Genomic DNA, 12,558 nt, shown 5'->3' with positions numbered 1-12,558 from the left:
GAGAGAATTTGGAATGATTAAACAACTACTATTATTTACAATATTGGGTGCAGTGTTATTTGCTTCTACAACAACAACGGATACTACCTTCACTCCAGAAGTGCTTATGCCCAATGATGAATTTGGTAATGCTGTATATCAAAGAGAAGTAAAAATAGAGACAAAGAACTTTAAGGTAGATAGCTTTTGGGGAAATTTTTCCAATAAGGGAGAATCTCAAGATAGTAGCTCATACACTAATGTTTCTAAAACTGGTAAAGTTAAAATTAGTGTAGAGTCAACTTCTATCTGCACTCTTTATTCAGAACTAGATGAAGCTGGATGTTCAGGACAAAAACCATTTTTGATCAATAATGAAGCGCTTAGTGGAACTGGAGTTGGCGATACAATTACCTTGCTTTTTCAAAAAGATTATAACTACTCCAACTCAACTATTCTTTATGATAATACAAATCCTACAGTTTTTTACCCTTTAGATATCAATAGAGCTCAAAAGTATTATAAAAGTCAAGTAGATAATTCAAAGTCTTTTTTTGGTTTTTTTACAACAATGTTTAATACATTTTTTGGAGATGGTGGATTTTTTAGTAGTTTTTTTACTCATAACGTAGTAGATAAAGATGATAATCCTGTTGAAGATATACGTGAGCGTTATATTGCAAATATTGTTTCAGGTGTTGATCAAGACCATATGATGAAAACTTCTTCATCATTAAAAACAGATGAGTTAAATAATCCAGTCTCTTTGATTGACTATACAGAAAATATCTCCTCTTCTGGATCTTGTAACCTGTTCTTTTTTAAGTTCCCAGAAAATAGTACTTTTTGTAACTTTATGGGAGGAATGCCTTTTATCTCTATGTTTAGTAGTACAAGACCTGCGAGTAACTATACTGTAGATACAATCCAAGCAGATACTGAAAACTCCTTGATTACATTTGCAAGTGCTTATAGCAAAAAAGATATTACTGATTATCAAGATGGCATTGTGTATGAAAAACAGACAAACTCTACAGGTTTAATCAGAGGCATGATGAAGATGATGAAATGTATGTTTTTTGGATGTGCTAAGGTAAATGACGTCAAAGAGCCAATGGATAGTTACTATGCTTATGATGATAATACGGCTGTAAATTTAACTATGGCTGTAACAAATGATGGGAGCGCGATTGATGGTTTTGAGACTTTTAGTCTCAGAGGTATTCACTCATTGTCTGGAAATGATCATATGTGTCAGGTTGAAGAAAAAACTATTTCTGATCATTGGAGTAGTGACCCTCATACCTTTGTAGGAAATGAAACAGGAGAGGTCACAACTACTACTTGTGATGGTACTTTAGTATTTGGAATGTGCTTTGGCGAAACAACTACGACGACAACAACCGTTCTCGTTACTGAAACGGCAAAAAAGATGTCAGAGACGGTGCAGAGCAATCTAGGAATAGACAGCGATGATGACGATAAGTTGACATCTGATGAGTGGTTAACATGGTGTGATTATATGGTTGATAAATATAAAGACGATGTAACGACGTCATGCACAGGAATTTGGCCATTTAGAGCATGTAAGGAAGTTCCCGTTGATATAAAAGAGGATGGCTACGAAATATTAAGTTATACAAACGCTTCAGGACGCGGTCTAATATTGGACTTAAAACGCATTCAACTTACTCCACATGATAAAGCAGTGAAAAAACGTTACAAACTCATGAGTACAACGAATGATTAAAGGGATTAAATAGATGATAATAGCATATGTTTCAAACAGAGATCAAGAGTGTTATACTGAGTTGAAAGACGAATTTGAGGCAGTCCATAGTTTAAACTCAATTGATGATTTTATAAACTTTTACGCACGAAGTAAAAACCGTGATATTGTTTTAATATACCGAGTTGAACAACTCTCAGATATAGAGCAGTTAGCTGATCTTCATTTTTCTAATAATATCTATATGATAGTAGTTGGTAAGGATGATATAGAGTACTCTCTACTAGCTGGCAAGATAGGAGTTGACGCATACCTAAATGAAGAGCAATCAAATCCAAACAGTGTAAAAGAGCTTATCTTTAAGTCACAGTCTATCATCAAAAAGCGCCGTGGTAAGAGTAATATTTCTGTATTTACAGGTATAAGCGGTGGCGTTGGTACGACTACCATCACGATGAATATAGCAAAAAACATAGCAGAGAATTACCCAGATAAAAATGTTCTCTTTTTAGATTTTGCATACACAAAATCAGTTTCAAATCTCTTCTTTGAACATGTTCAGCCAAATAAAACAATCATAGATATCGCTATGCTTCAAAACCTTGAGATGGAAGACCTTTTCGATAATGGACTAGAGCGTTATAGCAATAACTTCTACTTTGTTCCGGGTATTCAAAAGCATACGGATAGAGAAGATTTGGAAAAACCAGAAAATATTCAAAGATTTTTAAATTTTATTAACTTTATAAAAGATAAATTTGACTTTATTCTTATAGATGTAGGAATGTTTGAAGATGTTGAACTTGAGATTGATATTCAAGAGTTAGCTGATAGTATCTATGTGGTTACAGAGTTTAGTATCCCATCAATGTCTATTCTTAAAACATACATTGACATCATAGATAAAAGTGGTTGGTACTCTAAGACGCATATCATTGCAAATCGTTCAGACTCCTTTGGAACGGTAACAGAAGAAGAAGCTAAAAAGATTCTCTCAAAAGGGCTTAAGCACCAGTTTGAAGTGCACTACTCCCTACCAAATGATGCCATGCATCTAAGAGAGTGTTGGAATGAAGCAAAACTTGTTCATGACGTCTATCCTACTTCGCCATTTATGTTGGGAATTGAAGATATGATAACAAAATTTTTCATTCACGATAGTGCGCTCCATGTTAATAACATACATAAGATTACTAAATCAAACTCTATTATGGAAAAAATCAAAAAATGGCTTTAAAAGATAAAATGAAAGGCTCACAAAGAGCCCCAGAAGAAGTCTCTAAAGTCGAAACTAAAGAGTTAAATACACAAGAGGGTTCATGTAGTGAACTATGTTTTCCAATCTTGTACCGTAGCAATGAGTACTTTAATCTTGCATATAAAATTTATGATGATTTTGTTGAAAAATTGAATATTAAAAGTGAACTCACAGAGCGCATGGTTCGTGATGTTGTTACAAAACATATCTCAGAGTACTCACTTCCAAAAAATCAACTAAAAATTGAAATAACTGATTTTATTATAGATAATCTTCTTTATTTTGGACCTATTTCAACGCTTATGCGTTTAGCAGGGATTGATTTAAATGATGTGCTCATCAATACAAAAGATTATATTGATGTTATCTATGCAGGACAGACTGTAGCAACGCCATTTCGCTTTAGAAGTGAAGAGGAGTTACGTAGAATTATCAACAGAATGCTTGCAGAATCAAATAGAAAAGTGGATGAGTCAAAGCCTATAGCATCTTCAAAACTTCGTGATGGCTCTCGTGTTGAAGTACAGATCCCGCCAATCGCAGCAAACCTTGATAGAGATGGCAAACCAGGTTCATACATCACGATTCGTAAGTTTAGAGAAATCCCTCTACTTTTTGAGTCTTTAGTTGACTCTCAAATGATTGACATGAAAATGGCGTACTTTTTAGTCTGTGCCATTAGAGGAAAGCTGAATATCGTTGTTTCAGGCGGTACGTCTAGTGGAAAAACAACCTTTTTAAACTCTATAACTCGTTTTATTGATGAGGGGGATCAACTCCTTACTATTGAAGATACTAAAGAGATGAAGCCACAACTTCCATGTCATAGTATACGCTCATTTGAAGCACGTCCACCAAATGAAGAGGGTGCAGGTGAGATTACTATAGAGAGTCTACTTCGAACTGCTCTGCGTTCAAGTCCAAGACGAATCATAGTAGGTGAGTGTCGTGGTCCTGAGATAGTTACAATGCTTAATGCTATGAATACAGGGCATCCAGGCTCAATGACTACAATACATGCTGATGATACCAAAGAAGCAATAGTGCGTATTGAGAACATGTTTTTAGAAGCACGTCCAACTGCAAATATGACCTTTGTACGTTCTCAAATTATCTCTGCAGTTGACTTAATAGTACAGTTAGTACGTTTTCCAGATGGTAGCCGTCGATTGGTAAAGATGTCTGAGCCAGAAAAACGTGTCGAAGAGGGTGGAGTTGTCTCCATGCTTGATCTCTTTGAATTTAAACGATCACAAGATGTTGATAATCCAATGGATTCAAGTGGAACTTTCCGTGCTATTTCAGCGTCTTCTCGTGCTACTGCGAAGATGATGCAAAATGGTATTAAGATGGATAAACGCATTTTTGATGATGAGTTTGTTGTAACGCGAGATATGTTAATGGAGGAGTTGAGAAACTTCCATCCAAGTCGTATGTGTGGATGGCAAGAGCATTATATGACTGAGATTATTCAGTCTTCATATTCAGATGGAAAAAATATCGTAGAGCGATGGCCAAACTTACAATAATGACAGATTTACAGATACAGATACTATTATTACTACTACTTAGTGTGAGTGTAACCATACTATTTTATATGCTTTATATGGAGTATAAACGTTCAAAGCATTTAAAATATATTAAAAAAATGATTTCTCATAATGAAGAGAGTTCAATTGCGTTAGTAGAAGCCAAAAGAAAGTTACAATCACAATCTTTCTTGTCAAGAGTAAGCGTAGGTATGCTTTTGGCAGGTTTTGAGTTTTCTAGCTATCTTTTTTTAATGCTATTTTTGACTTTTTCTGCGAGTATTGGAGTTTTGTTTACATGGTTTTTACAACACTGGAGTGGATTTGTTATTGGCTTACCACTAGGAGCCTTCATATTCCACACTATACTTAAAGCAATAATTGAAAAACGTAAGAACGAGTTTAACACTGCCTTAGCTATTGCTATCGCTGTTTTGGTGAAAATGATGCAAAATGGTATTGGTTTTGAGCAAGCAATGAGTAAGTCAATCAATGTCTCTGGATCAAAGATGTTTAAAAAAATATTTGCAAATTTTTTCCAGGAGAAAAATACTATTGGCGAAGAGGAAGCCTTTGCTAATCTTAATCAGTATGTTGATTCAAAAGAGCTTCGTATCTTTGCTCTTGCTGTTAAAATTGGACGTGCAAGTGGAGGGCGTTTTTCAGCGACTCTAGAGAAGATTGAATCAACTGTGCGTTATAGAAAAAAGATGCAAGAGAAAGTAGACGTAGTAACAAGAGAGGGCTCGATAGGTTCTTATGTAGTTGCTGGTATCGCTGTGTTTTTGTATTTTTCCCTAAATAGTAACTTCGATGGTAGATTGCATGAATACTTTATGACATCCGAGTATGGCCGTTTTCAGATTTTAGGTATTGCGCTATGGGTTGTACTAGGACTAATGGTTAATAAAATGATTACAAAGATACATAGATAATGATAACTTTTGCAACACTACTTATGATTCTCTCTTTTTTAGTAATGTCTGGACTATTAGGGTGGTATTTTTTTATAGGCTATAAGCATAAAAGTTGGCTAAATAAAGTCTTTTATATGAATGACGCAGCCCTACTTGAACAATCTGAAAGTACAAAAAAAGCAGAATTCAAATTAAAGTTACTACAAGCTGGATTAAAACGCAGTAATTTTAATGAAGTAGTATTAGCAGGTGTAGTAGCAGGTTTTGCATTAGCTTCTTTAACTCTGATATTAGACTTAAAACCTATGATAAATTTTATGATTATTTTTATTAGTTTGGCTATAGCTACTTTAACTCCTTTTTTATATTTAGATGAACAACGCAAGGCTCGTATTAAACGAATAGAAAATGACTTAGCAATATTTCTTGACCTTTTAATTATCATCTTAGAAGGTGGGGGTGGTCTTAATAACGCCATCGATGTTGTTACAGTTGAGGGTAAGTCCGTAATTGGAAATGATCTATTAGCGGAGTCAGAACGTTTTAAGTATGAGTTTATTACATACTCGAGTGAAATAGCATATGAAAACCTTTCTCAAAGAACAGGCTCTCCCGCTGTGAAAACAATAGTGGGCTTTATGAAGTTGTCTGAAGAGACCGGAATTGGTGTTAAAAGTATTTTTGAAAACCAAGCACAAGAGATTAAAGATATGGATATGTTAAATGTCGAAAAACGTGCAGCTACTATGAATATAAGTCTCACGTTTACGATGTTTATCTTTATCTTGCCTGCTGTTATTGCAATGATTGCTTTTCCAATGGCAGCTGATGCTTTAATGCCTAAATTCTAATAAAAAACAAAACTTAAAAAAGGATATAAATGAGAGAAAAAAAGACAAAAATATTAGTTGGAGCACTACTCGCTCTGGTAATATTTGCATCCTCGATTGCACTACTTATGTATTCTAAGCATAGTGAGTTAAACAGATATATTGAAGCTCACATTGAAGTTGTTATCGCAAGTAGAGGACTTGAAAAGGGTGATGTGATAACAGCTGCTGACATTCAAATGAGTCGTTTACCTAAGAGTTATATAAACTATACTCCGCTCACAAAAGCTGAGATTGTTGGGCGTTATGCAAAGGTTAAAATCTTAGCAAGTGAACCTCTTCGTCCTGAAAAATTAAGTCTGCTAAAGCCTGAAGATGATGAGAGTATTGTTGTAGAAACTCTAGAAGTTGTTGAAGAAGTAACTCAAGATTTACAGAGTGATACGATAACAATTCCTTTAAGTATTTTTCAAAATGTTGATAACTCTTTGAAAAAAGGCGACTTTATTGATATTGTCTCAGTTTACCCTAGCAAAAGTAAAAATCAAGAGTATAAATTTAGTACAAAATATATAGCTTTACATGTACCCATAGACTCTTTTATCCACAAGTCAGTAGTTCTTGACGCTCTAAGCGATATAAAGTATGAAGATCAAAATAAAATATCTATAGCCGATAGCGTAGTCTTAAAAATAACTCCAAATAATATTAAAAACCTTTTACCTATGTACTATAAAACGCAAGATTTGAACTCTAAACGCGTATATGGCTCAAAAGAGAATCGTGGTCACTTATGGATGGTAAAAGCAGCAACTGAGATTAATGAGATAGTTCAAAAAGAGAAGTCTAAGATGTTACTAAACACTGCTGCTCCAAAAGTTAAACACAAACGAACCCTTAAACGTGTTAAAAATCTTGATAAGGTAAGCATCTCTTATGAAGACTAGAATGCGTAGTGGTTTAGCCATTGCGGAGATTATGGCATTTTTGCTTTTACTCCTTCCTACAATGGCGTTTATCATGATGTTTTTAATGGAGTATTGGGCAGTAATGCGAATTGATAATAATTTAAAATTGATGACACATTTAGCAACTAGCAAGTTAAACGGCGTTACCGACCTCTCTGTATGGAGTGTGATTGATAGTGCAGATGGTGTGAGCGAGCTTAAAACAAAACTTGCTTCATATTGTCCGCAGGGATCAATTCCAACATACTCAAGAGTTGATGGTCCCGCAAGCGGACAGATAGAAGTAATAGCCAAATATACTTATGATGGAAGCTATCTGAGTAATAAAAAACTGAGTTCTCAAATGACAACATACTCATATCATGAACAAAACGCAACAATTACGATTGTTTGCCCTGATAACTAAGGAATAAGAATGAAAAAAATAATACTGCTACTGGCTTTTTGTATCGCTTTATTTGGAGAAGACATTGTAGTCTTTGAAAATGAGTATAAAGTACTTCAACTAGAGAAAAAAGTGAAAAGCCTAGTTGTTGGAAATAAGATGATTATGAATATATCGATTTTAGGTTCGGCTTCTAGATTTGGAACTAACCTAAAACTATTTGGTAAAAAGAGTGGTAACACTTCTATATTGATTACCTATAGTGATAATAGTATTGAAAACTATCATGTATATGTAAATCAAAATCTCGGTTTTATTCAAAAAATGATTAATACTATTGAACCTGAGCTTCAACTAAGTAAAGTAGGGGATGGTTCAACGGTAATCTCTGGTAAGTTTAAAGATCCTCATGAGAAAAAGCGCATATATGAACTCTTAGAGAGTGCAGGAATCGACCTTACTACACTTATGGATATAACGCAGACAGATAAAATAAATAAAATGATTCGTACAAAACTTTATCTTGTTGAAATAAATAACAATAAGGCAAAGGACCTTGGTGGCGTTACTGGTCTTGGATATTTTGATGAATACACTAATGTGTCACTTAATCCAAGTGCAATGAATAGTGCTACATTTAGTGGATGGTTACTTGACAATACTGGTGCTTTTTTTAGCTCTGGAAAAAGTAGCCTTGTTGGCTCACTGAATTTTTTAGAATCAAAAGGGATTGCAAAGATTCTTGATGACACGGTTTTAATAACAACAGAAGATAGAAACGCAAGTTTTCACGTTGGTGGCAAGGTTTACATACCAGTTGGCGTTACACAAACTGGTGGTGGTTTTCCAACTATACAGCTCGAAGAAAAAGAGTATGGTCTGCGTTTAACTTTAAATACTGACTTTTTAGAAAAAGAAAATTTTATGCATGTAGATGTGCATATAGTGGACAGTCAGTTTGATCCAAATGAAGAGCATAATATTCAACTAGGTACCGGTGGATTTGGTTCTGAACCCATTGTTATTCCCTCTTTTGTGAGTAAAGAGATAAGCACAGATGTAGTGGCAAAATCTAAGAATGTTATCGCTCTTGGTGGTCGTCTTCACTCTGAAGAGGTTGAAGCAGAAGAGAAGATTCCATTTTTAGGCGATATCCCTTTGATTGGTGAGCTGTTTAAACATACTGTTACAAGTAATAAAAACAATGATTTACTCTTTTTTATAGTGCCTGAGATTATAGACGCGAATGAAGATATAAATGATAGTAACTACTATCGTGACCTAAAACTTGAAAGTGAAACATTTAATAATATACTTATGGATATGAATAGTTCAAATGAGGGTAGAGCAGACTCACTTGTTCTTATCAAAAAAGAGTTAGCTGAAGTAGAAGATACACCTAGTCCTAAAGAAAAAATAGTACAAAAGAAAGTTCAAGAAAAACCTCTTACTCAAAATATAACGCCACAAGCAATAAGCACTCTCGTTGAAGAAGAAAACTTAGAAGAAGAGTTAGTGTTAAACACAGCAGAAGTTGAAGCTAAAAAAACTATATTTCCAACTGTTGAGAGAGCAAAAAAAGTTGAAAAAATAGAGACCGCTTTAGCTCCTGAATTTATATCTAATGAAGAAGAGTTAATCATCAATGAAGAAGTAAATACTCAGAAGAAAACTACTCCAAAGATAGACAAACAGTATAAGGTCACAGCCCAAAATATCTATGTTCGATCAAAGCCTACAGATGGCTATACAGCAGAGGTTTGGGCTCAGGGACATCCCTTTACTGTAGAGCAAGAAGTGACTCAAGATGGTCTTACTTGGGTTAAGGTTAAACAAGATTGTAAAGATGGCTGTAGAGATGCTAAAGAAGAGTTGTGGATCTCTAAAAAGTATACGGAAGAGTTATAAGTTTTTTATATAATTGTACATAGTAAATCTTATTTGATTTGATGTATATAAAAAGGTATAATAAATCAAATATTTATAAAGGGAGAAGAATTGAAAAATTTTCTTAAACGCGTTAAATCTACAAAGGGTATGAGTGGTGTTCTTATAGCATTATTATTGGTTGTTGTTGGTGTTGGTTTAGTTGCTGGCGTTGACACATGGATGGGTACTCAAAAGACTGCTATCGAAGGTGCTGCTAAAACTAAAATTGACGCTGCTATCGCACCTTAACTCCTTAGTCCCTTATAATCCTAAGCTTTGCTTAGGATTGTTTGAAGAACATAATTTTATATACCACTACTTTTCTCTTTCACATAAGAAAGAATCTCTTCACTATTTCCTCGAAAAACTATTCTAGAAGCATTTTTTTCTATCTGATAATCGTACATTGGGTCGTAATATTCGTTGAGAAGGTACTTAACCCATGTTTTATATAGATTTAGAGAGTTGTTTTTCATCTGTTCATTGAGGGCATCTTCAAACAGTTCACAAACTACCTTATATCTCTCAAGTCCGAGTCTTCTATTTATGCGTTTCATAGCCTCCCCAATATCTTTAGCCCACTCTTGTAAAGCGTTTTTTTCAAAGTGTGACTTATAGCTCGTTTGTGCTTGAACGACATACTCATCAAAGGTGATCTCTATGCGTTGACTCTCTGGTGTTTCAAGTATGATGAGAGGAGCTGATGAGAGGTACTCGGCAAACTCTTTGGGAATACAAACACCACCGACGTATTTTCCCTCATCTTCAAAATAGAGTTCTTTAAAACCATAATCAAGCTTTTGAATTAAATCATATGCAAGAGCGTTTTCAAAATTAATCTGTGTTGGTTGGGGCGTGATTTTTCTACCAAAAGAGGAACCTCTATGGTTTGCTAAACCCTCTAAATCTATAGAGTTTTTTATATCTTTTAAGAGTATAGTTTTTCCAGAGCCCGTACGACCACCTATAATGATAGGTTTAAAATGTTTTGGAGACTCTTCTATCTCTCTCATCAAGTAGCTTCTAAATGCTTTGTAACCACCTCTTAATCGAGTGATATCTATTTTAGACTCTCTCATCCACTCTTGTGATATTTTAGAACGCTGACCACCTCTAAAACAGTAAAGTAGAGCATTAGGATGTTGCATTTTATAATCACACCAGGCTTTTACACGACTCTCTTTTATTTCATCTTTTACTAGCTTGTGACCTAGTTTTATAGCTTCAACATTTCCGTGTTCTTTATACTTTATACCTACAAGATGGCGTTCTTCATCATTCATAAGTGGTAAATTAACACAGTTTTTAAATGCACCTTTATTAAACTCAATAGGTGCTCTCACATCTATAAGCGGTGTATTATTTAAAACTATGGATTTAAAATCATCACTTTGAGGAAGCTCTTGCATTTATAATATCTCAACTACATTTTTGCCTTTTATAGTTGTTTTACCTATGGGATTTAGATCTAAGTCATTTTGCTTAGTTAGTTCCATAAAACTCTCTAATCCACTTGGTTCCACTATAACGAGTAGGCCACCTGAAGTTTGTGCATCACAAAGAATTTCCCTCTGCTGCTGTGTCATTTGGCTGATTTGTGAGCCATAACTTATAAAGTTCTTTTTAGCTCCGCCAGGAACGCAACCTAGCTGTCTGTATTTTTCCACTTTAGGTAGTAGGGGTACTTTATCAAAGTGAATTTCTGCACTTATATCACTCGCTTCACAGATCTCTACTAGGTGTCCCAAAAGACCAAAACCTGTTACATCTGTCATAGATAAAATGCCATCGAGTTTTGCTAAGTCCGTGCCGATTTTGTTAAGTGTCGTCATAGCATCAATGGCAGGGTCGATATCTCCGTCTTTAATTTTTTTCTGTTTTTGTGCAGTTGAGAGAATCCCGATTCCAAGAGGTTTTGTTAAAAATATATGACAACCCTCTTTGGCGTTTGAGTTTTGCATAAGATGTGCATTCTCTACAAGTCCAGTAACAGCAAGGCCAAATATAGGCTCAGGCGAGTCAATAGAGTGACCACCTGCAAGTGGAATACCCGCTTCTTCACAAATTGATCGTCCTCCATCAATAACTTCTCTTGCTACATCTGCTGAGAGCTTCTCAATTGGCCATCCAAAAATAGAGATAGCCATTAAAGGTTTTCCACCCATGGCATATATATCACTTAATGCATTTGTAGCTGCAATTTGTCCAAAGATAAACGCATCATCTACTATAGGCATAAAAAAGTCTGTAGTTGAGAGAACTGAAGTTCCATTACCAAGATCAAACGCAGCGGCATCGTCTTTGTCTGAATTTCCAACTAAGAGGTTGGGAAAATGAGATATTTCCATGGAAGTTTGTAAAATCTCGTCTAGCAGCATAGGAGAAATTTTACATCCACATCCCGCCCCGTGACTATATTCGGTTAATTTAATTGATTTCATTTTATACCTTGTTTGGTTATACTTTGAATCAATTATAGCACTAAGGTAGTTAATGATAGAGATACCAAATTTTAAAACGCTTCACATTACTCATATTGTCTGTGATTATAACGGGACTATTGCCAAGGATGGGGTAGTCTTACCTGAGATAAAAAAGCTTTTTGAAGAGTTGTCAAAAGTTTACACACTACATGTAATCACTGCAGATACCTTTGGCAGTGTTCACTCTCAACTGCAAAAGTATAATACAGAGATTAAAGTACTCTCAAGCGATAATCACACAAAAGAAAAAGCACAATACATAAAGAGTCTAAACGCAGATAGCTGTGTTGCATTAGGTAATGGTAATAACGATAAAGAGATGCTTTTAGAAGCTGCTATTGGTATCTCTATCTTAGGTGATGAGGGATGTGCTAAAGATGCACTAATAAACTCAGACCTTAGTTGTAAGTCTATTAGTGAGGCTCTTAACTTACTCTTACATACAAAAAGATTAGTAGCAACGCTAAGAAGATAAAATATTCTATTTTTATGAGTAAATATTATAAATTGATTAATTAACAATCAATTTATTGTAAATAATATTTCTATTA

12 protein-coding genes are annotated in these 12,558 nt (G+C 34.7%); 10 read left to right on the top strand and 2 right to left on the bottom strand.

From position 1 onward, the window contains the following. Positions 1-13 precede the first annotated feature (13 nt). The 9 genes from GJV85_RS07500 to GJV85_RS07460 all read left to right on the top strand — a co-directional run bounded on the left by GJV85_RS07500 (position 14) and on the right by GJV85_RS07460 (position 9,773). Entirely contained in the window at positions 14-1,729 is a 1,716-nt protein-coding gene (locus tag GJV85_RS07500) for a hypothetical protein (RefSeq protein ID WP_207560774.1), read from the top strand. A 13-nt stretch (positions 1,730-1,742) separates the two neighbouring features. After that, complete coding sequence (locus tag GJV85_RS07495; protein WP_207560773.1) at positions 1,743-2,945, top strand: CpaE/TadZ family protein; 1,203 nt, start codon at positions 1,743-1,745, stop codon at positions 2,943-2,945. Beyond that, positions 2,936-4,495 carry a TadA family conjugal transfer-associated ATPase gene (locus GJV85_RS07490; protein WP_207560772.1) on the top strand — a complete coding sequence of 520 codons (1,560 nt, stop codon included), beginning with the start codon at positions 2,936-2,938 and terminating at the stop codon, positions 4,493-4,495. The genes GJV85_RS07495 and GJV85_RS07490 overlap by 10 nt, the downstream gene beginning before the upstream one ends. After that, a complete protein-coding gene (locus GJV85_RS07485; RefSeq protein WP_207560771.1) occupies positions 4,477-5,430 on the top strand; it encodes a type II secretion system F family protein in 954 nt (317 codons plus the stop codon). Before GJV85_RS07490 ends, GJV85_RS07485 begins: the two co-directional genes overlap by 19 nt. Next, positions 5,430-6,263 carry a type II secretion system F family protein gene (locus tag GJV85_RS07480; protein WP_207560770.1) on the top strand — a complete coding sequence of 278 codons (834 nt, stop codon included), beginning with the start codon at positions 5,430-5,432 and terminating at the stop codon, positions 6,261-6,263. The genes GJV85_RS07485 and GJV85_RS07480 overlap by 1 nt, the downstream gene beginning before the upstream one ends. Positions 6,264-6,292: 29 nt before the next feature. Continuing rightward, a complete protein-coding gene (locus GJV85_RS07475) occupies positions 6,293-7,189 on the top strand; it encodes an SAF domain-containing protein (protein WP_207560769.1) in 897 nt (298 codons plus the stop codon). Then, complete coding sequence (locus GJV85_RS07470; protein ID WP_207560768.1) at positions 7,179-7,616, top strand: hypothetical protein; 438 nt, start codon at positions 7,179-7,181, stop codon at positions 7,614-7,616. Before GJV85_RS07475 ends, GJV85_RS07470 begins: the two co-directional genes overlap by 11 nt. 9 nt (positions 7,617-7,625) lie before the next feature. Further along, complete coding sequence (locus tag GJV85_RS07465; RefSeq protein ID WP_207560767.1) at positions 7,626-9,503, top strand: pilus assembly protein N-terminal domain-containing protein; 1,878 nt, start codon at positions 7,626-7,628, stop codon at positions 9,501-9,503. 90 nt (positions 9,504-9,593) lie between these two features. Continuing rightward, a complete protein-coding gene (locus tag GJV85_RS07460) occupies positions 9,594-9,773 on the top strand; it encodes a hypothetical protein (RefSeq protein WP_207560766.1) in 180 nt (59 codons plus the stop codon). Between the two features lie 56 nt (positions 9,774-9,829). Here GJV85_RS07460 and mnmH read toward each other — a convergent pair whose 3' ends face one another. Together mnmH and selD are read right to left on the bottom strand one after the other, a co-directional pair. After that, positions 9,830-10,933: a tRNA 2-selenouridine(34) synthase MnmH gene (mnmH, locus tag GJV85_RS07455; protein WP_207560765.1), complete on the bottom strand. Its 1,104-nt coding sequence runs from the start codon at positions 10,931-10,933 to the stop codon at positions 9,830-9,832. Further along, positions 10,934-11,965, bottom strand: coding sequence for a selenide, water dikinase SelD (gene selD, locus GJV85_RS07450; protein WP_207560764.1), 1,032 nt, complete (start codon positions 11,963-11,965; stop codon positions 10,934-10,936). It lies immediately after the preceding gene. A gap of 52 nt (positions 11,966-12,017) precedes the next feature. Here selD and GJV85_RS07445 point away from each other — a divergent pair, with 52 nt between their 5' ends. Beyond that, positions 12,018-12,482 (top strand): HAD family hydrolase, encoded by a 465-nt coding sequence (locus GJV85_RS07445; protein ID WP_207560763.1) that lies wholly within the window; start codon positions 12,018-12,020, stop codon positions 12,480-12,482. Positions 12,483-12,558: the final 76 nt, after the last annotated feature.

Source organism: Sulfurimonas aquatica (assembly GCF_017357825.1).
GTDB lineage: Bacteria > Campylobacterota > Campylobacteria > Campylobacterales > Sulfurimonadaceae > Sulfurimonas > Sulfurimonas aquatica.
This window is presented reverse-complemented; position numbering and strand designations above follow the sequence as displayed.

What these genes read in the sequence shown, in the direction of transcription:
- mnmH (WP_207560765.1), bottom strand. Translation starts at nt 10,933, where the DNA reads ATGCAAGAGCTTCCTCAAAGTGATGATTTTAAATCCATAGTTTTAAAT.
- GJV85_RS07495 (WP_207560773.1), top strand. Translation starts at nt 1,743, where the DNA reads ATGATAATAGCATATGTTTCAAACAGAGATCAAGAGTGTTATACTGAG.
- GJV85_RS07490 (WP_207560772.1), top strand. Translation starts at nt 2,936, where the DNA reads ATGGCTTTAAAAGATAAAATGAAAGGCTCACAAAGAGCCCCAGAAGAA.
- GJV85_RS07465 (WP_207560767.1), top strand. Translation starts at nt 7,626, where the DNA reads ATGAAAAAAATAATACTGCTACTGGCTTTTTGTATCGCTTTATTTGGA.
- GJV85_RS07470 (WP_207560768.1), top strand. Translation starts at nt 7,179, where the DNA reads ATGAAGACTAGAATGCGTAGTGGTTTAGCCATTGCGGAGATTATGGCA.
- GJV85_RS07475 (WP_207560769.1), top strand. Translation starts at nt 6,293, where the DNA reads ATGAGAGAAAAAAAGACAAAAATATTAGTTGGAGCACTACTCGCTCTG.
- GJV85_RS07485 (WP_207560771.1), top strand. Translation starts at nt 4,477, where the DNA reads ATGGCCAAACTTACAATAATGACAGATTTACAGATACAGATACTATTA.
- GJV85_RS07500 (WP_207560774.1), top strand. Translation starts at nt 14, where the DNA reads ATGATTAAACAACTACTATTATTTACAATATTGGGTGCAGTGTTATTT.
- GJV85_RS07480 (WP_207560770.1), top strand. Translation starts at nt 5,430, where the DNA reads ATGATAACTTTTGCAACACTACTTATGATTCTCTCTTTTTTAGTAATG.
- selD (WP_207560764.1), bottom strand. Translation starts at nt 11,965, where the DNA reads ATGAAATCAATTAAATTAACCGAATATAGTCACGGGGCGGGATGTGGA.
- GJV85_RS07445 (WP_207560763.1), top strand. Translation starts at nt 12,018, where the DNA reads ATGATAGAGATACCAAATTTTAAAACGCTTCACATTACTCATATTGTC.